The following is a 21,208-nucleotide window of genomic DNA, read 5'->3' as shown; positions in this document are numbered from 1 at the left end:
TAAGAACAAACATCGGGTGGTGCCTGTCACCGCCCGATTTCCTGTGATAAATGGCCTACCTTCACAATATACATAGGATGGTAGCTTACTAAGACAGGTTCGGAGGAATGTGTGATGAAAAAAGGCTTAATTCTTACCCTTTCCATCGGTGGGGCAATCGCCACGATCCTAGTCAGCGTCTTAATCGGCGTGTTAATTGGGAATGCTGACCTTGAAGAAAACTACACGGAAGACTTGAAGAAAATCAAAACAGAGATCACTTCCGCTGAGGAGGAAGCAAAAGAAGAGGGAGAAAAACTGCTATCCATTCAAGAAGAGATCAGCACGGTTCAAGAACAGCTTGAAACGGAAGCTCAAAAGTTGAAGGACGCTGAAGCAAAAGCGGAGGAAGTCAAAAAATTGATTGATAAGAAAGACAGCATTTCTGCTGACATTGATAAGCTAAAAAAAGAACGTGAAAGCACAACGAAAGAAATGAGTAAACTGGAAGATGACGTGAAAGCGAAAAAAGACGAAGTTAGCAAACTAGATGACACGATCAAAGCGAAAAAAAAGGAAATTGATCAGCTTGAAGATACGATCGTAAAGAAAAAGGAAGAACCAATCAAACTCACGGCAGGACAATATATCGTTGGTAACGACATTCCTGAAGGACGATATCAGGTTACAAACATCGGCGAAGGTACGAACTTCTTCGTTTATAACTCAAGCGGATTACCAACAGTCAATACAATTCTTGGCGACAGCATTGTAGGAACCGGCGATTTTGTTTTCTTCACTTCCGATGGGGATATGATTGAAACGCTAGGACCGGTAAAATTAATCCCAGTAGAATAATAGAATAAACTCCCTGGCCAATCGGCCAGGGAGTTTTCGACATAGTATGACTCCATTCGGGTGGTGACAGGCACCTGAGAACCTGCGAACCTGCGAACTGCGCACTACATCCCAACGCCACTATCTTTATAGACGCCCTTTCTCATTCTCATAAAGAAAAACAATCCAATAATGCCCCAAGCAGCAACCATAATCCACTCATATGGCCAGATCAATGCGGCAGGCATTCCTGGCAAGTAGAGGGCAATAAATCCAAAACTCATAATCAGTGCAAGGTAACCATAAACAGGCGATTTAGCGGCTCGAAACGGTCGCTTCATCTCTGGCTCAGTTTTTCTAAGTTTAATAAATGACCAGGCTACGAGAAAGTATGCGACGACAATTCCTAGTCCACCTGCATCGACAATCCAAACAAGAGCCGATCTTCCGAGGAGTGGGGCTAACATCGATAGAATTCCTATAAATAGGATCGCATTCGACGGTGTGTGGAATTTAGGGTGTAGACGTCCGAACCACGCTGGTAGCATACCAGATTCCGCCATGGCATAGAGAACACGACTGCCGCCGATTACGAACGAATTCCAGCTTGTAATAATCCCTGCCACTCCTCCAAGAATCAATAGTTTCGCAAAAAGTGCTGACCCAAATAAATTCCCCATTGCATCAGCCGTCGCCAGCTCCGTTGAACCCAATTGTTCCTGACTCATTCCGAGTGACACACCAATCGCAATCGCTATGTAAAAGATGATGGCTCCGATAACTGACACAACAAGAAATTTTCCGATTTGAGCATGAGGAAGGTTAGCCTCTTCAGCAACCTGAGGAATCACGTCAAAACCTACAAATAAAAACGGAACCATCACGAGCACCGTCATGATGCCACCCATTCCGCCAATGAAATGTGGGGTTAAATGAGCAGGCTCTCCGTTCATTCCCGCTCCAAAAATTAATAACAATCCAGCTGCCACAATCACAAGAGTGAACACCGTCTGCAGGACGGCTGCTTGTTTAAGTCCGATATAATTAATGAGCGTAATAATGACGGCACCAGCTGAGCCAATCAATACCCAATTTAGGTGGACATCCCAACCGGCAATTGTCCAAAGGTAGCCCGCTTGATAGTCTGGTAATAAATAATCAATCACAGTAGGCAAAGCGACTGCTTCAAATGTTGCAACGGAAACATACCCCAGTGTAATAGCCCAGGACGCCACAAATGACGCATTTTCACCGAGGGCACGATGGACGTACTCATGCTCCCCGCCAACTCGCGGCATCGCGGAGGCGAGTTCAGCATAGTTTAGCCCTACACAAATAACAAGAAACCCACCAATCGCAAAAGCAAGAACGGCTCCATATGATCCAGCAGAAGTTAACCACGTTCCGGATAAGACCACCCACCCCCAGCCAAGCATCGCACCAAGGGCTAAAAAGAGCAGGTCGAATTTCGACAATACTTTCTTGAGCTTCTTCTTTTCCCCCTCCATTACAACACTCCTTTATGCAAGGCGTGAGCTGAAACCTTTCGCATAGCTTCTTCAATGATAAATAACCCTTCTTCTAATTCATCATCTGTAATCACCAGAGGCATTAAGAATCGGATTACGTTTCCATAGACACCAGCACCAAGTAAAAGGAGTCCTTTCTGCTGAGCTTCTGCTAGAATCTTTTTCGTTAACTCCTTGTCTGGTGCTTTTTCTTCCCCAACAATCTCAATCGCATTCATGGCACCTAACCCGCGAACGTCTCCGATAAAAGGAAACTCCTTCGAGAGATAAGTAAATCGTTCTCTTACTTTCTCACCGATTTGAAGCGCACGCTGATTGAGATCTTCTTCTTCAATGACATCGAGAACAGCAAGCGCTGCACGACATCCAAGCGGACTTCCACTATACGTTCCACCAAGCTCTCCTTGATCCGCTGCATCCATCACTTCTCTCCTACCTATCACACCACTAATCGGCGTCCCTGCTCCTAACGATTTTGATACGGTGACAAGGTCAGGCACAATGCCAAAGTGCTCGGATGCAAAATATTTCCCTGTACGTGCAAAACCCGTTTGAATCTCATCTGCGACGAATAGAATGCCATGCTGTTCGCAAATTGATTTAACCGCTTGAACAAATGACTTTTCAGGTACGATAAAACCACCTTCACCTTGGACAGGCTCCATCACCACAGCTGCAATCGTTTCCGGCGCTACTTCTTTTAACAAAAAATCGTTAAACTGCTGAATCATGAAATCCGAATATGCACTTTCACTCATTTGCTCAGGCTTCCGGTAAGCATACGGAAAAGGAGCCTTGTACACTTCAGGTGCAAACGGACCAAATCCAAACTTATAAGGCTTCACTTTACTTGTCATCGACATCGTCATCAATGTTCGACCGTGAAACGCATTCTGGAAGGTAACGATCGCCTGACGCCCGGTAAATTTCCTGGCAATTTTCACCGCATTTTCTACTGCTTCAGCTCCGCTATTCTGAAGGAGAACTTTCTTCTGATGGTCACCTGGAGCTAACGCTGCAAGCTTTTCAGCTAATTCGATATAAGGCTCATACATCATCACATTAAACCCGGTATGAATGTATTTATCGACTTGATCATGCAAAGCTTCCTTCACTCGAGGATGGCAATGTCCAACATTAATCGTGCCGATCGCACCCGCAAAATCAATGAACGTATTCCCATCAACATCTGTTACTCTTGCGCCAGAAGCTTCTTTAGCAAAAGTTGGAATGCCGCAGCTTACAGCGTTAGGTACAATATTCTCTCGTCGTTCTAACAATTGACTAGCCACAGGTCCCGGTAAAGTTGTTTGAATCGAAGCCTTTTTTGTCATGATCTATCACTCCTTTAAATTAATTAAAAACTGATCGCTTTCCAGATAAATCACTCAATGTGGAAAGAAGATGAGCTTCAATCGCGTCCGCCATTCCTTCAACATCTCCCTCCCCGAAAGCACTCAGCATGCATTGATGCTCTGGAATCGACTTCACCTCTTTAATTGGCACCGTATAAAATTCATCTTTCAAAATCAGATAACAATCTGACCATTGGTTAAGCGTTTCCACTTGTTGAAGCAAGAATTTATTTTCTGAAAGCTTTGCAGGAAATGTATGGATAAGGGCGTTCACCCTCATAAACTCTTCAAAATCCTTTGTCTCATATGCCCGCTTCTCTTCTGCTAGCAACTCTTCCATGTACCGAACATTCTCTTCAGAAACAGTCGGGACTACTAGTTGAGCGGCATAACTCTCCAACACAACGCGTAATTGAAATACATCAGCAATCTCTTTATCCGAGGGGTTATACACAAAAGTTCCTCGATGAGGTAAAACTTCTAAAAGCCCTTCATTCCCCATTCTCTTAAAAGCTGCTCGAATAGGAGTACGGCTCATGTTGATTTCCTCACTCACCCACTCCTCCGTCACACGCTGTCCTGGCAAAAGTCTCCGTAACATAATGGCGCGCTTCACCTTTTCATAAGCTAACTCTTCATTTCGTTTTTTAGTTGTCATCTCAAACCACCTATTGTGTCCAATAATTGTATACAATTTATTGATTTATCTGATAGTTTAGATTAAACTGACAATTATTTCAATGTTTTCTGACAAAATAAACCTTTTGGTCTATACGTGTTCCACATTTAAAAAAAGTAGAATAAATGCTATGGGAATACTACCAATACACCTTACATACTAAAAACAGTTCCTGCCTCATAAGAGGTAAGAACTGTTCATTCAACATCATTCGACTAGAACCGGGTGGTGACAGGCACCCGCTCCCGCTATTTCGGCAGCCGCACCGTACTAAAATTCACGAACTTCTTCACTCCTGGCCACACCGATACTCTCGTCAATGCATCTCTTACAAAAATCCCCCACCAAGAAGATGGCAAGAAGAAGCTCGCAAACCTTCTAGCGGACTTCTGAAGTTTCACAATATCCTGGTGAAGCGACCGTTCATAATCTGTAAGCGCAGCTTCCAAATCATTTGGATATTCCTCAAGCGATTTCGCAAGGGTATATGCACCTGCCATCGCCATAGAAGCCCCCTGCCCGGCAAGTAACGAAATGCACTGACAGGAATTCCCCACAAAAGTAACCTTTCCAGTCCGCCACTTAGGTAGTTCAACTTGCGACACTTCATCAAAGTAAAAGTCCTTCGCCTCTTTGGCAGCTTCAAGCAAATCTTGAACAATCCAATTCATATGACCAAAATTTTCGTTCAGTTGCTCCAGTGCTTCTTCCTTTTGCACATGTCCCTGCTGTTTCGGATAGCGATATAAGAAAAAGGTTGCCACTTTATTACCTCGAATCGGATAGACAGAAACCTGACGATTCGGCTCAGAACACGTATAAAAACTCTTATCAATTTTCTCAAGAAAAGCCGGATCTTCAATAATGTAAGCCGCTGTATAATAACCCATATAGCGGATTGGCTCCTTCTCATCCTTACACGTGAGAGACCGAACTTTCGATCGCATCCCATCTGCACCAACGACTAAATCACATGTAAGCTTCGTACCATCTGAAAGGCTCACATTTGCCTTTTCCCCATCCTCTTGAATTTGTTCGGGAGATACCCCAAATCGAAACATAACCCGTTCTCGAACCTTCTCATAAAGCACTTTTTCAAGATCGCCACGCATAAAATTAAAGTGCCTTTGATTTAACAACTCACGAAGAGATTGATAGGGAATCCTGTATTTCTCCGAACCACTTGGCTTCAAAAAAGCAAGAGACTCAATGGGATAATGAATACGCCTTAACTCCTCAATTATTTCCAGTTTTTCAGCGACATCATAACCCGCTCCGAAAAAATCAATCATGTATCCTTCCGTCCGTATCGAAGGGGATTTCTCAACAATCGTGACATTATTTCCGCTCTCACTTAAACAATAAGCAAGGGTTAATCCTGCAATCCCACCACCAACAATACATACGTTCAACTTGATTCACCTCACTTCAAAATAAATGTAAGCTTACGACCGGTTTGTTCCAACACTCCTTCAATACTTCGATCTTCCTGGTAAAGATAAAGGAGTGTTTCAAACATCACTGAACTATAAATAAGCTCTGCAGCGATTTCTACTTCGAAGTTTTCTGGTAACATTCCTACATTTCTTATTTTCTTGAGCAGTTCCTCCATCTCTTCTATAAACATAAAATCGAGCTCCATCAAGCTGGTTAGGAATTCTGGTTTATTTTGATAAGCATTTAATGACGCCACAATCAATTCTCGAAATAGCTTCTTCTCTAGCAAACTAAAGCCTTCCAAACGCTTCTTTAAATAAGTTCGAACTGTAGCTTCAGCTGTCTCCTGAATCTCTAAACCTATATACTTCTTTTCTCGCATACCACCTGAAAATTCCGCTCGCATGACTTCAACAAGAAGCTCTGCTTTAGAAGGAAAATAATTAAATAAGGTTCCTGAACCGATCCCAGCCCACCTGGCTATAAGCTCTGTTGATGTCGCTTCATAGCCTTTTTCAATAAAAAGTTCTTTAGCAACATCCATAATTGTCTTCCTCGTTGCTTGCTTCTTTTGTTCACGTAGTCCGCTCATCATAGCCCCCTAACTGGTTACTTGTTAATTAATTTATGACTATGCTCATTTATGAGTACACTCACATTTTAAACCTATTCGCAAAAAACGGCAACCTCACATGGGATTACTCTTTTCACCGTTTAAACTTAAAAATGCGGTAGAGCAATTTCTCCTAAAGAGAAATTGCTCTACCGCATAACTCGACATCATTCGATCTAATCCGGGTGGTGACAGGCACTCGCGAACTACTCTTCACCCCAAAAACACCGCTCCATAAGCCAGCGCCCCCACAATCACAAACGCCGGATGCACTTTCATCTTCTCCATCAAAACAAAACTAGCCACAATCAAAAAGATCGTTTGGACGAGTCCCGCTCCTTCATAGGAACTCGCAAAGAACTGAAATGCCATTACGCCAAGCAAGATCGCAATTGTCGGACGAATAAGGGCCGTCATTTTCTTCACTTTTGGAGAGTTCTTAAACCGATTCAAAAGACTCAAAAGCACGATCATCAGCACAAGCGAAGGCGCCACTGTCGCAAACACACCAACAAACGCACCCAGAACACCACCCTGCTGAAACCCAATATATCCTGCCATTTTCGTTGCAATTGGCCCTGGGAGCGCATTTGCCATCGCGAGCATTTCGCTAAATTCATTCACGCTCATCCAACCGAACCGACCGACCACTTCATTCTCCACAAGTGGAATGGAAGCAGGACCACCGCCATAACCGACAATACCAGGTATGAAAAAGGCCACAAAAATATCCCAATAAATCATGTGGATGGCTCCTTTCTCGACTCTGCTTTTTCATGCTTCCCATCTTTACCGGTCGGAGTCGGCTTAAGAAGAGCATAAAGCAGTAGACACCCAATCACGATCCCAGGATGCACACCAACCATCTCAATAAGCAAATAGGAAACAATGGTCAATGCGATTGTTAAAAGCCACCCTAACTTCCCCTGTGCTTTTCTGAAAAAGTCATACGTTAAGACGGCTAGCATCACCCCAACAACAGGAACAACTGCCTGCGTCATTCCCTGCACCCACGCCTTCTCTCGAAAGGTAGAGAGAAACGTTAACAAGAAGATCATAATTGCAATTGTCGGCACAATCGTTGCCAGTACGGCATTCAGCATGCCCGTTATGCCTGCCACTCGATGACCAATATACCCAGCCATTTTTGTTGCGATTGGCCCTGGAAGTGAATTTCCCAAGGCGAGAATATCAGCAAACTCATCATCATCCATCCATTTGTATTTCTCGACAACTTCTTTATGTACTAGCGGAATAGAAGAAGGTCCTCCTCCATACCCAAGCATTCCCACCCTAAAAAAAGCGAGGAAAAGATGCCACTGCTGCATGATCCACCACCTTCCGAAACATTACGCCCCTTCTCAATAAGCGGCAATTGTTCCGTCTGTTCTTGATTCTGTCCCTCCAAATAAGGTACCTGACTGCTGATCACGCCAGATAATTTGTCCGCGACCAAATGCCCCTTTTTCAAGCTGAACTTCAATTTCATGTCCTTTTCGACTGAGCGCCTCAGCAAGATGAGGAGGGAACGTCGACTCCACCCACACTCTTTTCCCTTCAACCCACTGCCATCTCGGCGCATCGAGTGCCGACTGCGGGTTCAAATGAAAATCGATCAGGTTCGTAATTACCTGTAAATGCCCCTGCGGCTGCATAAATCCACCCATGACACCAAACGGGCCAATCGGATCACCATCTTTACTAAGAAATCCAGGAATGATCGTATGATACGTCCGTTTTCCACCTTTTAGCGCATTATCATGCTCAGGATCCATCGAAAAATTATGTCCGCGATTTTGAAGCGCAATCCCGGTGCCAGGCACCACCAATCCTGAACCAAAGCCCATATAGTTACTTTGAATGAATGATACCATGTTCCCTTCGTCGTCAGCCGTGGCTAAATAAACAGTTCCACCTTTAGGCGGTTGACCAGGCGACGGCAAGAGCGCTTCTTCACCAATTAACTGACGGCGACTTTCACCATATGCAGGCGAAAGTAGGTCTCGAACAGCAACCGACATGTCATGCTCATCCGTAATGTACTTCTGCCCATCCGCAAAAGCAAGCTTCATCGCTTCAATTTGCTTATGATAAGTATCAACAGATTCTTTATGATCAAACTCAAACCCTTTTACGATATTCAGCGTAGACAACGCAATCAGTCCCTGCCCATTTGGCGGGATCTCCCACACGTCATACCCACGATACTGAACTGAGATCGGATCGACCCACTCAGGTTTAAATGCCGCAAGATCTTCCTTCGTCAAAAATCCATTATACGTTTTTGAAAAAGCATCAATCTGATCCGCGATTTCTCCCTTATAAAAAGATGCCGCATCGGTTTCAGCGATTTGCCTTAATGTCTCCGCGTGCCCCTTCGATTTCCAAACCTCGCCTACTTCAGGTGCACGACCGTCCGGCGCAAACGTTTCAAACCAGTGTTGAAACTCCTCTGCCTTGAACTCTTCTGCAAATTTAGTGTACGCGCCTTTCCAAAACTTACTTAAAATCGGAGAAACCGGAAAGCCCTCCTCCGCATAATGAATGGCAGGTGCCAGCGCTTCTTTTAATGAAAGCTTCCCAAATCGCTTCGACAATGCCGCCCACGAGGCAGGAATCCCAGGAACAGTAACAGGAATCCAGCCGTATTTTGGAATTTCATTATACCCACGTTCTTTGACTGAATCAATGGAGATCGATTGCGGCGCAGGTCCGCTACCGTTTAACCCGTGTAATTTACCTTTCGTCCAAACGAGAGCAAACGCATCACCACCGATCCCGTTAGACGTTGGTTCGACAACAGTGAGGACCGCTGCCGTGGCGATCGCCGCATCAATCGCATTCCCTCCACTTTTTAATAGATCTAGTCCTGCCTGTGCTGCTAATGGCTGAGAGGTTGCCACCATCCCCTTATTCGCGACTGTTGTCATACGCTGAGAAGCATAGGGGTAATGTAAATAATCAGTAGTCATGGTTATCGAACTCCTTTCAAGTTAGAAGCACCGTATTCTTAACCTAACATTCTACAAAAAAGAAACCTTTTCATCCCTCAGAGATTTTCCCATTATATAGGAAGTCCTCTTGAATGAAAAGGTTTTCTTTTGAGTATTTTTATTTTTCTAACACTTAAAGCATATCTTTAGACGACTCATCCAAACGCATGCCCGGGATCATAATCTCCAAGATCCAACTCATTTCTCTCTCCAATCACCAACCGCGCAAGCTCAGCACCAAGAAACGGACCGCTCGTTAACCCCGAAGCTCCAAGACCATTTGCCACAAGTAGTCCATTTACATTAGGAACTGCACCTGCAATCGGTACATTCCCAGGCGTAAACGGCCTGAAGCCTACTTTTGTTTTCACATACGTGCTATCAGCTAGACCGGGCGCCACTTTCAATGCACGATCAATAATATGCTGAACCCCGCCCATCGTTACGCGCTGATCAAAGCCTGCCTGATCTTCCTGTGTAGACCCCACAACCACTCGGCCATTTTCAAACGGAAGGAAATATTGAATGAGAGGCGGCATCACGATTGGCCATTTCCCTGTATCCATCCCAGGCAAATCCAGGTGGACAATTTGGGCTTTTTGAGGCGTAACGAGAAACTTCATTCCGAGTGGCTGAAGCAGTTCCCGCGCCCATGCACCTCCGGTAACAATCACGTTATTCGCAATGTAGCTTTCACCGTTTACCGCGACGCCATTCACCTTTGCATCGTCACATAAAAGTGAGGCACTTCCATGGATTATCTTCGCCCCGTGCTTTTTTGCCCCACTAATAAGCGCATTTCTTAATGCTCCACCGTTTATACGTGCGGCACCACTCACATGAACCGCCGCATAATGATCCGAAAGCGGAGGAAACAGCGCATGTGTTTCATCTGCGGAAAGTCGTGAAACCTCTCCCATTTCAGGGGTATCTTTACGCCGCTCCATCGCAAGAGCAAGTTTCCGCTCTAGCTTTGTTTCACCAGAGTAGATGTTAATCGCGCCAATGCGAGCGTATCCAGTCTCCACCTCGCCATCTTTTTTTAATGCTTCAATTAATTCCGGATAATAGCGCGCCCCCGCTTCAACAAGACGGTAAAAAGCGCCACCACGGCGATTCGTTAACCAAGGACATACTATTCCTGCTGCCGCTTCTGTTGCCTGCCCCGCATCTTTCCGGTCAACGAGCATCACATCCACTCCCTGCTTCGCGAGATGATAAGCTGTCGATGCGCCTAAAATACCTGAGCCAATTACAATCATAGATTTCATATCTTACACCTTTTCATCGTTTGTCTGATTAGGTATTTTACAGGAATGTGAGGGGAGACACAATCACAGCTTAACTTGTGATTGAAGAAAGTTCATGTCAAACTGAACAAAAGGAAAGACTGTAGAAGATTACGGCTATTCTCACCTTTAATCAAACGTTTGTTTAACAAGGAGAGTTCCATATGAATATCAAAAAAATCATTGATCTTTCAATTCCAGTTCAGAATGAAACGCCTGTTTTCCCAGGGGATCCGAAGCCGAACATTTATCCAGTAGCGGAGCATGACAAAGATGGCTATCAGGTAACCCAAATGAATATTTGCACACATACAGGCACACACCTTGATGCCCCATTTCATTTTCAAAAGCAAGGCGACGCAATTGATCAATTAAACTTAACCAACGTGATGGGACCGGGGCACGTTATTGATGTAACCGGCAAAGAACCCGGCGAACAGATCACATTTAGTGATGTAGCCGACCAAATTGAGAGCATTCTTCCAGGGACAATTGCTCTCTTTCATACTGGCTGGTCAAAAATGATAGGAACTGAAACTTATTTTAACTACCCTTATCTATCCGTCGACGTCATAAATGCGTTGCTAGAAAAAGGCGTCACCACTTTCTTTATTGATGCGCTTAATGTTGATCAACCAGGCGCTTCCAATTTCCCAGTTCATGAAGCCATTACTTCGAAGAACGGTATCATTGGAGAGAATTTCTGTAATCTTGACCAGGTTGATTTTGAAAACCCACTTATCATTGCGCTGCCTTTAAAGCTTGAAGGGTTGGATGGATCACCGGTAAGAGCGGTAGCGGTGGAAGTTGAATAACCCCCTCACTTTGTAGGATAGGGAACCTGAAAGGAATGTCAAAACTAGAAAAAGAGCCTGCAAACAAAGATTACAGGCTCTTTTTCTAGTTTCCCATTCGACAAAAATTTACACCATTCGGGCAGTGACAGGCACCACCCGAACCGCGCAAACCGCACTTCCATACCCTTAAAACAAATCAAACTCCTCAGCAATTTCAGCCATCTGATGCGGCATTCTTTCATCATTCATCACATTCTTTGCGTTATTAAACCGAGTTGGATTTACTTTGCGAATTGGAGTGGTTTTACCCGCTTTTTCAGGTAAACTCTTACTTGTTTCATAACCAACATACGGAGGATATCTGACTTCGGTATCCTCTCCATTAGCTGGTTTTCCTGCTTTTGATCCATTTCCTCTTAATTGATTGGAAAGATCAATGGTCGCCCCTGCACCTTTTACGATCGCTTGTTTTGCGCCTTTTCTCGCTCTTTTGGAGAAAGTGAGTAACAGAATCGCTGCTATCACTAAACTCCAACCACTTGTTAGCATCTTCCACATACGCATTACCCTCCCGACAAGTTGCCTTACTATTGATCTAGTATGGAACAAGAAACACAAAGTTATTCAGATTCCTACTCCTCAATCCGTTTAAGAGGGGAATTGCCAATGGTGCCTGTTCTTCGAATCGTAACATCCACGCTTACGTCTACCGGCATATCCTTAAAGTGGTGGTCCCAATTCTTTTCAACTGTTTTCCAATAAGCTGGGCTAGAACGGTGAATCGCTTTTCCAAATCCAAATACATCAGCCTCATACTCCCCTTGTGTCACGGTTAATGCATCGCGGATCTTTCCTTCAATATCTTTTTCCGTTTTCTTTTCTAAGTCAGATATCGTTTCCTTTTTCGATAAATCAAGCTTCCGACATTCAACGTCAGATACTTTCCCTTCTACTTGTACATGGATACTTCCATAAGGTTGATGATTAATGGCCTTCGCCTTCAATTCTGCGTCTGTATCAATTAACTCAATTCCTGCTTTTCCGCCACTTTCACATGGAACGACGACAATTGTGCTTTTCACTCGATTCAGGGCATAGTGAACCCCTTTACTTTCTGGATCATTTAACCAACCCACCAGCTTGTCCTCCTTGAAAACAGCGGTTCCATGGTATTGCAGTTGGGTTTGAGGCTCAATATGAGTCACGTTCTCTTTACTTTCCCCTGTAGAAACTTTCCCCTTCACTTCAACACCGGTTAACATCGGCTCCATACCTCCCTCCATTAAATGTGAGGAGAGCTGATCAAGGGTTACTGTTAAGGTAGGAGCCCAATTTTTCTCAGACGTTTCCAACGCTGCATATAGTTTATTGGCCGGGATATCTTCAAGCGAGGTTAACACTTGAAGCGTGTCGCCCGCCATCACATCTCTAGACACGACGATATAAAAATCATTTCGGATCTCCGGGTCTCGTGACAGCAGATCAATGACATCTCCAATGCCTTCTTTAGCCAGTTCTTCTCCAATAACCAAGATCCGTAAATGCGAGCCATAAATTCTTCTCGGGGCAATGGTTGTCATTCTTCTAAATGCTTCAAGTAGTGTAGCCGCGTTTTCTTGGTAGACGGTTACCGGGGTTGTGAATCCACCAGCCTGTTCAATTTCACCTGGATTCACTACCTGCGCTGTCACAAGATATTCGTCGTCAACTTTATCTATGCCATAAGCGACCGCAATCGCTAACTCATTCAGTTCATTCGCATCCCAACAGCCACTAAGTAGAATAAGAATCAAACTCCCACTAACTATTTGATATAGGGTCCTTTTCATAGAATGTCTCCTATCGCGAGCCTGCTTTAACCGTTATCGTCTTCTAAAAGGAGCATTTACATTCATCCATGTTTGCCTCTACCTGAATAAAATGAACGAAAAAGTTGAAAAATAGACCGAAGAGAGCATTTGAGGGGTTTTTCACAATGAGATATGTACGTAAGTTAACAGATATGAAGAAAAAGAAAGCGAACATAAAAGAAAAGCCTGAATCGAACCTGGCAACTAACTTGTCCGTTAATCTAAGGGAAAACATAGAAAAAGTGAAGAAAACATTAGGTGGAAGCACCGATATTGTCATCCGAGAAATAGTCGCAGGAACAGATGGCACCATTTCTCTTGCCGTGATCTATACTGAGGGGCTAGCCGATAAAAATTTCATACAAGACTTTATTATCAAACCCCTGATGCTTACGATTCGAGAAACTGAGATTTCTGATCAAGGAGCCGAAGATTTGGACACAAAGTCGATTTTGAAGAATTTCGCTCTTGCAAACGGCGAAATAAACGAAATCGGAGACTTTGATGTCCTTTTTCAACACATTCTCTCTGGCGATACGGTGATACTTCTAGAAGGATATACAAAAGGTTTTTCAATCGGATCAAAAGGATGGGAAGATCGAGGAATAAACGAACCTTCTTCGCAAACGGTCATTCGCGGTCCTAAAGATGGATTTTCTGAAACCCTCCGCACAAATACAGCTTTGGTTCGTCGGAAAATCAAGGATCCGAATCTTTGGATTGAAACAAAGCCTATTGGAAAAAAGACGAGAACGGATGTTGCACTCATTTATTTAAATGGTGTCGCTGACGATAAAATTGTGGAAGAAGTTCGGCAACGTCTGAACAAAATAGACATCGATGCCATTCTTGAAAGTGGGTATATTGAAGAGCTCATTCAAGACAAAGCCTATTCTCCTTTTCCTACGATCTTTAATACGGAGCGTCCCGATACACTTGCAGCTGGAATACTAGAAGGACGCATTGCACTTATTATTGACGGCACGCCATTTGCCCTTCTTGTACCGGCTGTTTTTGTTCAATTTTTTCAATCTAGTGAGGATTATTATCAGCGCTTTGATGTGAGTTTTCTGATTCGGCTGATGCGCTTCCTTTCATTTTTCCTAGCATTAATTACACCATCAGCCTATATCGCCGTTACGACTTTCCATCAAGAAATGCTGCCAACCCAACTTCTCATTAGTCTAGCTGCTCAACGAGAAGGAACACCTTTCCCGGCGTTAATCGAAGCTCTCTTGATGGAGTTAACTTTCGAGATTTTACGTGAAGCGGGTGTACGAATGCCTCGAGCCATTGGATCTGCCATCTCCATCGTTGGAGCGCTTGTCCTCGGACAAGCTGCCGTGGAAGCTGGCATTGTGTCTTCTGCCATGATTATCGTCGTTTCTTTAACAGCCATCAGTAATTTTGTTATGCCTGCGATAAACATGGCGATTTCCGTTCGAATGCTGCGCTTTCCACTCATGTTTCTTGCGGCAACATTTGGGTTGTTCGGTATGATCATTGGCTTAATTGCCATCGTTCTTCACCTCTGTAGCCTTCGCTCCTTTGGGGTCCCTTACATGTCGCCAATGGCACCATTTAAATTAAAAGATCAAAAGGATGTTATTTTCCGTACGCCCATGTCTCGGATGTTTACACGCCCTACCTTTCTAAAGCCTAAGGACAAAGTTCGAGAAAAGCACCCTAATCCTGAATCCAATTGATCCCCCAAACGTCATCTCTAGCGAAAGGAAAAATAACATGTGGCAGATCATTGGTCTATGTGTCGCCATCGTAGCAATCGTATTGTTTGAGCGCCCTCTATTAAAAAACCATAAGAAGGATCGCTGGATTTTCTCCATCACACTAGTCATCGCATTCAATTTATCGATGGCTCAGATCCTTGGATATTCTCTTCCAACGCCGTTCGATGTTATTACGATTCTTTTTAAACCAGCCCAATTTCTTTTTCAATAACAAGTCAAAAAAGGATGGTGAGAAATGTGGAACCTCCCAAAATATCAGCTACACAATTTACCATTATCGTCATTCTATTTACAATTGGAAGTTCCATTCTCATCATCCCATCAGGATTAGCCGCCGCATCGGAACAAGATGCGTGGATCGCAGGAATCGTTGGCCTATCCGGAGGGCTTCTTGTTATCTTATTATTTAATGCGCTCTCAAAACAAAACCCTACTCTCACTTTACTTGAAAGTTGTGAAGTCACTCTTGGAAAAGGGTTAGGAAAAGCCTTGTCACTTATTTTCATTAGCTTCTTTTTTATGCTCGCTTCCACAGTGGTTTGGGATTTAGTTAATTTCTTAACGACCCATATTCTAGTGAAATCACCGGTCGAAGTCATTAGCATTCTCTTTATCAGTCTCGTTATTTTCGCAACACGTCTTGGTCTTGAAACAATCGTTCGATGCGGAGAAATCTTCTTCCCCTGGGTAATTGGACTATTTTTTCTTTGGATGCTTTTTTCTATACCGGATGTCAAATTCACAAATCTACTACCGGTTATGGAAGATGGGGTAAAGCCAATCTGGAACGGGGCAACTCTTTCTATGAGTATTCCTTATTTGCAGCTCATTGTTTTCTTAATGATTTCTCCTGCGATTCGTTCAAAAAAAACCGGAAAAAGTCTCTTTTTAGGGACATTAGTTGGAGGACTGATCTTACTTACAATCACTTTTGCCTGCCTTCTTGTTCTCGGTGTGAACGAAACCATTATTCAATCTCATCCAAGTTACGTTCTTGGAAAAAAGATTAGTTTTGGTAACTTTGTTCAACGAATTGAGGTGATTGTTGCGATTATTTGGATGCTAACGATCTTCTTTAAGCTGGTTGTTCTTTTCTACGCCTCAACGATGGGGTTTGCACAAGTCCTTGGTGTGAAAGATTACCGTATCCTTACCTTTCCACTTGGCATTATCCTGCTCGTCCTCTCATTAGTTGTCTTTCCTAACGATACCTATGCGAATGAATTTGCATCAACTTCCTGGATTCCATATAGCTTTACAATCTGTATCATACTTCCACTCCTATTACTCCTTATCGCTAAAGTCAAAAAGAAAGCTCATAAAGTGTAAGGAAGGAGGGATCACATGGGGACCGTGAAATTATCATCCAAGCAATTATTTTCCATCATGGTGTTATTTGAACTAGGAAGCTCGATTGTCGTTGGCCTTGGGATGGAGGCGAGACAAGATGCGTGGATCACCATTTTATTAGGGATGAGTGGAGGATTTATTCTATTTTTTATATACGCTTCGTTATTTAAACATTACCCCGATCTCCCCTTATCCGAGTATGCACAAAAAATCATTGGTAAATGGCCAGGGAAAATCATTGCGATTCTTTATAGTTTCTATTTCATTTATATTGGAGCAAGAGTACTAAGAGACTTTGGGGAGCTCATCGTCACCTCAACATTGAATCAAACTCCTTTGTTCGTTATCAATCTTCTCATTAGCGTGGTGATTCTTTATGGCGGGTTGCTGGGTATTGAAGTGATCGGGCGCTCAGCAGAAATTTTCTTCATTATCGTCATGTGTTTAGGCATTATATTTATCGGATTAATTTTAGTTTCCAATCTATTTCACGTTGAAAACTTGCTGCCCGTTCTTGAGGATGGCTGGAGCCCTGTACTTAAAACCGCTTTTCCACTGGTGCTGACGTTTCCATTTGGAGAGATGGTTGTGTTCACGATGTTACTACCCTTTTTATTTGAAAAAAGTGAGGGTAAAAAGACAGGCATGTACGCTATCCTTCTAAGTGGTCTCATCCTTACCATTACGGTGATTTTTCAAATCGGCGTAATAGGCGCCTTTCAAGCAGCAAGTTCTACTTTTCCTCTACTGGAGACGATCGGAAGAATCAATATCCAAGACATTATTCAACGTCTTGATCCCATCGCCATTCTGATTCTCATGATTGGCGGATTCATCAAAATTATCATCTTCTTATTTGGATCTGCCATCAGTCTTTCCACCGCTTTTACAATAAAAAGATGGAAAACGCTAATGGTCATCATTACATGCACAGCGCTCGTTACCTCCATTCTAATGGAACAAAATTATCTAGAGCATATCCAGGTCGGTTTAAATGTCGTTCCTTATTATATTCATCCTCCGTTTCAAATGGGGATTCCCCTACTACTCTTTCTAGTGATGCACGTTAAACGTTGGCGGGCACAAAAATGAATGTTTTTTTTTGTGGCTCTTCTTATATCCTAAAAAGCCTTCTATCCTAACGAGATAGAAGGCTTTAACCATGCTACTATATCAGGTCGTTTCTCAAATTCTAGCCCTTCGTTCGAGCTTAGATTTCATTCTTACAAAATGCCTTTCGAGACGTTTGTTTACTTCTTCAGGCTTCTCAAGTGCCACAGAGTGACCTGCTTTTCCAACAACTTCACATCGCCCATTCTCGACTTTCTTCACAATGTTTTCAGAAAGCTCGATGGAATAAGCGTGATCCTGTTCACCCGCAATCGCTAGCACTGGTACCGTAATACCCTCTAATTCTTTAAGCACACTGTTTCGGTGAATCACCTGGTGAGCCGCATCGCCAATCGATGAATCAAGCTTTTTCATGTAATCGCGCCAGATGTTTCGCTCCCTTTCGAACGTCAACGATGCAAGCGAGGCATCACCAAACATAATGTACATCAATGGATCAAGTACTTCTTCCGCTCCGTTCTTCTGAAGCTGAGTCACGAGCGGCTGAAATTCTTCTTTCTTATATTCCGCTTCACCAGAACTTCCTAGAACGACACAGGAATGAAGCAGATCTGGCCTTCTAGCTGCCAATCGAAGCGCAATAAACCCGCCCATCGAATTTCCGATAAAATGACACTTCTGAATACCAAGACCTTCAATCAATGCTGCCGCATCATTTGTAAGCGTATCCATATCGAGGTTTTCTAAAGAAGACCGACCGCTATTCCCCTGCCCGCGATGGTCATAACAAATCACACGATAATCTTTTGAAAAATGCTCCACCTGATGTTGAAACATATCCGAGTTAAAAAACAGCGAATGACTAAAAACCAAAGCCGGTGCATCTTTTGGACCATAATCTTCATAATAGAGCGGTGTTTCGTTCACTTCAATAAACGACACAGGTAACCCTCTCCCTTAATATGAATTTTGATATGGTGTATCCTCTACAAAGTTCGCTACCTTTTTGCAAACCCCTCTTTTCATATCCAATATGCTCGAAATACAAGGAAAAAATCACTCGACAAATAAAGGCAAATATCGGGCGGTGACAGGCACCCGCGAATTCGCGAGCCTACGACCAAAGACACAATTCCCACGAATCCCATTGACCGCCCTTCCATAAAAAGGTACCTTTAATATGACACTAATTCTCACAGTCGTTTATTTTGTATCATACAAGGAGGCAACCGTATGGCAATTTATTCAGAAAGAGAAACGTGGAATATGAATCAGATGCACGCCCACCAATTAGAAGGCTTAAAACGCACCGTTACATCAGCCTATCACAATGTCCCTTTCTATCATGAAACTTTTAAAGATCTACATATTACACCGGATGATATCCAGTCACTAGAAGACCTACAACGCCTTCCTTTCACTCAAAAACACCACTTACGAGAGAACTATCCTTTCAACATGCTCGCCTGTCCTATGGAAGATGTCATACGTATCCACGCTTCATCTGGAACGAGTGGAAAGCCTACCGTGGTCGCATACACAAAAAATGACATTGAAAATTGGGCAGACATCGTCGCAAGGTCCATTGCACTCGCAGGTGGTCAAAAAGGAGATATTCTTCATAACGCATACGGTTATGGCCTCTTTACAGGCGGACTCGGACTTCACGCCGGTTCTGAAAAACTCGGCTGCGCAACGGTTCCGATTTCCGGTGGGAACACCGCCAACCAAATCACCCTCATCCAAGATTTCAAACCTAAGATCATATGCTCTACCCCTTCTTATCTCTTGAATATAGGGGAAGCGATGATGCTTCAAGGAATTGACCCTGCCACTACTTCTTTAAAACATGCCATCCTCGGTGCAGAACCGTGGTCTGAAGAAATGAGGTTCCAAATCGAAAAATTGTTCCAGCTAAAAGCATCTGATATCTACGGGCTAAGTGAAGTGATGGGTCCTGGCATTGCAATGGAATGTGCGGAGTGTCAGGACGGACTCCACATTGCAGATGATCACTTTCTCGTGGAAGTGATAAACCCGGATACGCTCGAACCAGTCGACGACGGGCAGTATGGCGAACTGGTTTTCACTAGCCTTTCGAAAGAAGCTCTGCCAACGATTCGCTATCGCACAGGTGACATCGCATCCATTACAAAAGAACGGTGTCTCTGCGGAAGAACAACTACAAGAATGAGTCGAGTGAAGGGACGAATTGATGATATGCTCATTATTCGTGGAGTTAATGTATTCCCTTCTGAGATTGAACGATATATTTGTGACCTAGAGGAACTTGTCCCTCATTATCAGATTCACTTGCAGAAAAAAGGGCATCTGGATCATGTGACGTTGCACGTCGAGGTAGAACAGGAGTTTTATAAGAAGCTAGAGATGAATTTCAATCATCCCATGGCAGAGAAACTCGTGAAGCATTTAGGTCAAACCATAAAAATGAAAACGCTTATATCGGTTGAAGTTCGTCTCAAAGAGCCACAATCAATACCACGTTCCGAAGGGAAAGCAAAGCGAGTTCTCGATGAGAGGACGAAGGTAATGCCAAGTCCTAGATCGTTCATACGCTAAATAAAAACATGCTGACGATGAATCGTCAGCATGTTCGACATTTCATGACATATTTCGGGTGGTGACAGGCACTAACTCAACCACTCGCTTCGTTTCGTTCGCTTCCAATGCAGCTAATATTACCTGCAACGATTTCATCCCTTCTTCCCCACTTACAGCTGGTAGCGTATCGTTTACGATGCTTTCCACGAAATGCTCGATCACATGCGTGGTTTGCTGTCCGCCTGCTTCATTCGTTTGGATTTTCTGAAGTTCATATTTGACGACATCTCCGTTCTTATACTGCACAACCAACGAATGTTCCGGGTCATCTTCCAGGCGAAGCACTGCGTTCTCTCCATAGATTACAGTTGAGTTATCTCCTCCTGAAACATAAGACCAACTCGCCGTCAGCGTGCCAATCACACCGTTCTCGGTTTTAAGAATACATACCGCATTATCATCCACATCTGTGTTTTCCTTTGCATTCGTACCCACAAACGCGCCAACCTCAACAATTTCTCCAAGTAAATAGCGCATAAGGTCTGATTTATGTACACCAAGGTCTCCCATTGCACCTATGAACGCCCGCTCTTTATCAAAGAACCAGCTTCCCGCTCCATCAATGCTCCATTGTTCTGGACCTGGATGACCGAACGTGGTGCGAAAACTGTAAATTCCCCCAACCTCTCCACTTTCAATTAACTCCTTCGCTTTTACGTGTGACGCAACGAACCGTTGATTATGAGCGATCATCAACTTTTTACCGTTTACCGTAGCTGCCCGAATCATGGCTTCCGCCTCCTCACGTGAAGTCGCCATCGGCTTTTCACAGAGAACATGTTTTCCCGCATTTAATGCCGCAATAGAGACAGGCGCATGTAATGCGTTCGGTAAACACACACTTACCGCATCAATCATTTCATCTTCAAGCAACGATAAATAATCCGTATAAGCTCTACCACCATATAAACTCACCATTTCATCTGCTCGTTCCTTTACCAAATCACAGACTGCAACGATTTCCACGTTCTTTTCAGCATGGTACTCCGGCAAATGACGTCGCCTCGCAATACTGCCACATCCGATAACCGCTACTTTCAACTTTTCCATTTACTCATT

Annotated in this window: 20 protein-coding genes; 7 read left to right on the top strand and 13 right to left on the bottom strand. The window is 43.6% G+C overall.

What is annotated here, in order from left to right; genetic code table 11:
* The first annotated feature begins 114 nt into the window (after positions 1 to 114).
* Positions 115 to 837: a coiled-coil domain-containing protein gene (locus tag PQ511_RS07040; protein ID WP_273851202.1), complete on the top strand. Its 723-nt coding sequence runs from the start codon at positions 115 to 117 to the stop codon at positions 835 to 837.
* Between the two features lie 104 nt (positions 838 to 941).
* Here the strand turns inward: PQ511_RS07040 and PQ511_RS07035 are convergent, their stop codons facing one another.
* From PQ511_RS07035 to PQ511_RS06995, 9 genes are all read right to left on the bottom strand, one after another.
* Positions 942 to 2,324 carry an APC family permease gene (locus tag PQ511_RS07035; RefSeq protein ID WP_273851201.1) on the bottom strand — a complete coding sequence of 461 codons (1,383 nt, stop codon included), beginning with the start codon at positions 2,322 to 2,324 and terminating at the stop codon, positions 942 to 944.
* A complete protein-coding gene (gabT, locus tag PQ511_RS07030; RefSeq protein WP_273851542.1) occupies positions 2,324 to 3,682 on the bottom strand; it encodes a 4-aminobutyrate--2-oxoglutarate transaminase in 1,359 nt (452 codons plus the stop codon). Before gabT ends, PQ511_RS07035 begins: the two co-directional genes overlap by 1 nt.
* Before the next feature lie 16 nt (positions 3,683 to 3,698).
* A complete protein-coding gene (locus PQ511_RS07025) occupies positions 3,699 to 4,358 on the bottom strand; it encodes a GntR family transcriptional regulator (RefSeq protein WP_273851200.1) in 660 nt (219 codons plus the stop codon).
* 269 nt (positions 4,359 to 4,627) lie between these two features.
* On the bottom strand, positions 4,628 to 5,791 hold the full coding sequence (locus tag PQ511_RS07020; RefSeq protein ID WP_273851199.1) for an FAD-dependent oxidoreductase: 1,164 nt from the start codon (positions 5,789 to 5,791) through the stop codon (positions 4,628 to 4,630).
* Positions 5,792 to 5,802: 11 nt separating this feature from the next.
* Positions 5,803 to 6,408 (bottom strand): TetR/AcrR family transcriptional regulator, encoded by a 606-nt coding sequence (locus tag PQ511_RS07015; protein WP_273851198.1) that lies wholly within the window; start codon positions 6,406 to 6,408, stop codon positions 5,803 to 5,805.
* 234 nt (positions 6,409 to 6,642) lie between these two features.
* The gene (locus PQ511_RS07010; RefSeq protein WP_159785525.1) at positions 6,643 to 7,173 is read right to left on the bottom strand and encodes a chromate transporter; all 531 of its coding nucleotides are present in this window, start codon (positions 7,171 to 7,173) and stop codon (positions 6,643 to 6,645) included.
* Complete coding sequence (locus PQ511_RS07005; protein WP_273851197.1) at positions 7,170 to 7,757, bottom strand: chromate transporter; 588 nt, start codon at positions 7,755 to 7,757, stop codon at positions 7,170 to 7,172. The genes PQ511_RS07010 and PQ511_RS07005 overlap by 4 nt, the downstream gene beginning before the upstream one ends.
* A gap of 33 nt (positions 7,758 to 7,790) precedes the next feature.
* On the bottom strand, positions 7,791 to 9,401 hold the full coding sequence (locus tag PQ511_RS07000; protein WP_273851196.1) for a gamma-glutamyltransferase family protein: 1,611 nt from the start codon (positions 9,399 to 9,401) through the stop codon (positions 7,791 to 7,793).
* A 176-nt stretch (positions 9,402 to 9,577) separates the two neighbouring features.
* Positions 9,578 to 10,693, bottom strand: coding sequence for an NAD(P)/FAD-dependent oxidoreductase (locus PQ511_RS06995; RefSeq protein ID WP_273851195.1), 1,116 nt, complete (start codon positions 10,691 to 10,693; stop codon positions 9,578 to 9,580).
* Positions 10,694 to 10,875: 182 nt separating this feature from the next.
* On the opposite strand from PQ511_RS06995, the gene PQ511_RS06990 reads away from it, so the two are divergent.
* The gene (locus PQ511_RS06990; RefSeq protein ID WP_273851194.1) at positions 10,876 to 11,526 is read left to right on the top strand and encodes a cyclase family protein; all 651 of its coding nucleotides are present in this window, start codon (positions 10,876 to 10,878) and stop codon (positions 11,524 to 11,526) included.
* A gap of 168 nt (positions 11,527 to 11,694) precedes the next feature.
* Here PQ511_RS06990 and PQ511_RS06985 read toward each other — a convergent pair whose 3' ends face one another.
* Both PQ511_RS06985 and PQ511_RS06980 read right to left on the bottom strand, forming a co-directional pair.
* Positions 11,695 to 12,066, bottom strand: coding sequence for a hypothetical protein (locus tag PQ511_RS06985; protein ID WP_273851193.1), 372 nt, complete (start codon positions 12,064 to 12,066; stop codon positions 11,695 to 11,697).
* A gap of 74 nt (positions 12,067 to 12,140) precedes the next feature.
* On the bottom strand, positions 12,141 to 13,337 hold the full coding sequence (locus PQ511_RS06980; RefSeq protein ID WP_273851192.1) for a Ger(x)C family spore germination protein: 1,197 nt from the start codon (positions 13,335 to 13,337) through the stop codon (positions 12,141 to 12,143).
* Positions 13,338 to 13,483: 146 nt separating this feature from the next.
* Between PQ511_RS06980 and PQ511_RS06975 the strand changes: the two genes are divergently transcribed.
* From PQ511_RS06975 to PQ511_RS06960, 4 genes are read left to right on the top strand one after another with little or no spacing between them, the layout of a single operon-like run.
* Positions 13,484 to 15,064 (top strand): spore germination protein, encoded by a 1,581-nt coding sequence (locus PQ511_RS06975; RefSeq protein WP_273851191.1) that lies wholly within the window; start codon positions 13,484 to 13,486, stop codon positions 15,062 to 15,064.
* 37 nt (positions 15,065 to 15,101) lie between these two features.
* Positions 15,102 to 15,317, top strand: coding sequence for a hypothetical protein (locus PQ511_RS06970; protein ID WP_273851190.1), 216 nt, complete (start codon positions 15,102 to 15,104; stop codon positions 15,315 to 15,317).
* A gap of 26 nt (positions 15,318 to 15,343) precedes the next feature.
* Positions 15,344 to 16,435 (top strand): GerAB/ArcD/ProY family transporter, encoded by a 1,092-nt coding sequence (locus PQ511_RS06965; protein WP_273851189.1) that lies wholly within the window; start codon positions 15,344 to 15,346, stop codon positions 16,433 to 16,435.
* A 15-nt stretch (positions 16,436 to 16,450) separates the two neighbouring features.
* On the top strand, positions 16,451 to 17,548 hold the full coding sequence (locus PQ511_RS06960) for a GerAB/ArcD/ProY family transporter (protein WP_273851188.1): 1,098 nt from the start codon (positions 16,451 to 16,453) through the stop codon (positions 17,546 to 17,548).
* 93 nt (positions 17,549 to 17,641) lie between these two features.
* On the opposite strand, the gene PQ511_RS06955 is transcribed toward PQ511_RS06960, so the two are convergent.
* Complete coding sequence (locus PQ511_RS06955; RefSeq protein ID WP_273851187.1) at positions 17,642 to 18,469, bottom strand: alpha/beta fold hydrolase; 828 nt, start codon at positions 18,467 to 18,469, stop codon at positions 17,642 to 17,644.
* Between the two features lie 291 nt (positions 18,470 to 18,760).
* Between PQ511_RS06955 and paaK the strand changes: the two genes are divergently transcribed.
* Positions 18,761 to 20,107: a phenylacetate--CoA ligase PaaK gene (gene paaK, locus PQ511_RS06950; protein WP_273851186.1), complete on the top strand. Its 1,347-nt coding sequence runs from the start codon at positions 18,761 to 18,763 to the stop codon at positions 20,105 to 20,107.
* A 42-nt stretch (positions 20,108 to 20,149) separates the two neighbouring features.
* Here paaK and PQ511_RS06945 read toward each other — a convergent pair whose 3' ends face one another.
* Positions 20,150 to 21,199 (bottom strand): Gfo/Idh/MocA family protein, encoded by a 1,050-nt coding sequence (locus PQ511_RS06945; RefSeq protein WP_273851185.1) that lies wholly within the window; start codon positions 21,197 to 21,199, stop codon positions 20,150 to 20,152.
* Positions 21,200 to 21,208 lie beyond the last annotated feature (9 nt).

Source organism: Guptibacillus spartinae, assembly GCF_028610625.1.
Taxonomy (GTDB): domain Bacteria; phylum Bacillota; class Bacilli; order Bacillales; family Guptibacillaceae; genus Guptibacillus; species Guptibacillus spartinae.
This window is presented reverse-complemented; position numbering and strand designations above follow the sequence as displayed.

Bases quoted from the DNA above. Each gene is read 5' to 3' on its own strand.
- PQ511_RS06960 (WP_273851188.1), top strand. From the start codon at position 16,451: ATGGGGACCGTGAAATTATCATCCAAGCAATTATTTTCCATCATGGTG.
- PQ511_RS07040 (WP_273851202.1), top strand. From the start codon at position 115: ATGAAAAAAGGCTTAATTCTTACCCTTTCCATCGGTGGGGCAATCGCC.
- PQ511_RS06945 (WP_273851185.1), bottom strand. From the start codon at position 21,199: ATGGAAAAGTTGAAAGTAGCGGTTATCGGATGTGGCAGTATTGCGAGG.
- PQ511_RS07005 (WP_273851197.1), bottom strand. From the start codon at position 7,757: ATGCAGCAGTGGCATCTTTTCCTCGCTTTTTTTAGGGTGGGAATGCTT.
- PQ511_RS07000 (WP_273851196.1), bottom strand. From the start codon at position 9,401: ATGACTACTGATTATTTACATTACCCCTATGCTTCTCAGCGTATGACA.
- PQ511_RS06995 (WP_273851195.1), bottom strand. From the start codon at position 10,693: ATGAAATCTATGATTGTAATTGGCTCAGGTATTTTAGGCGCATCGACA.
- PQ511_RS07010 (WP_159785525.1), bottom strand. From the start codon at position 7,173: ATGATTTATTGGGATATTTTTGTGGCCTTTTTCATACCTGGTATTGTC.
- PQ511_RS07025 (WP_273851200.1), bottom strand. From the start codon at position 4,358: ATGACAACTAAAAAACGAAATGAAGAGTTAGCTTATGAAAAGGTGAAG.
- PQ511_RS07035 (WP_273851201.1), bottom strand. From the start codon at position 2,324: ATGGAGGGGGAAAAGAAGAAGCTCAAGAAAGTATTGTCGAAATTCGAC.
- PQ511_RS06970 (WP_273851190.1), top strand. From the start codon at position 15,102: ATGTGGCAGATCATTGGTCTATGTGTCGCCATCGTAGCAATCGTATTG.
- PQ511_RS06980 (WP_273851192.1), bottom strand. From the start codon at position 13,337: ATGAAAAGGACCCTATATCAAATAGTTAGTGGGAGTTTGATTCTTATT.
- PQ511_RS06990 (WP_273851194.1), top strand. From the start codon at position 10,876: ATGAATATCAAAAAAATCATTGATCTTTCAATTCCAGTTCAGAATGAA.
- paaK (WP_273851186.1), top strand. From the start codon at position 18,761: ATGGCAATTTATTCAGAAAGAGAAACGTGGAATATGAATCAGATGCAC.
- PQ511_RS06975 (WP_273851191.1), top strand. From the start codon at position 13,484: ATGAGATATGTACGTAAGTTAACAGATATGAAGAAAAAGAAAGCGAAC.
- PQ511_RS06985 (WP_273851193.1), bottom strand. From the start codon at position 12,066: ATGTGGAAGATGCTAACAAGTGGTTGGAGTTTAGTGATAGCAGCGATT.
- PQ511_RS07015 (WP_273851198.1), bottom strand. From the start codon at position 6,408: ATGAGCGGACTACGTGAACAAAAGAAGCAAGCAACGAGGAAGACAATT.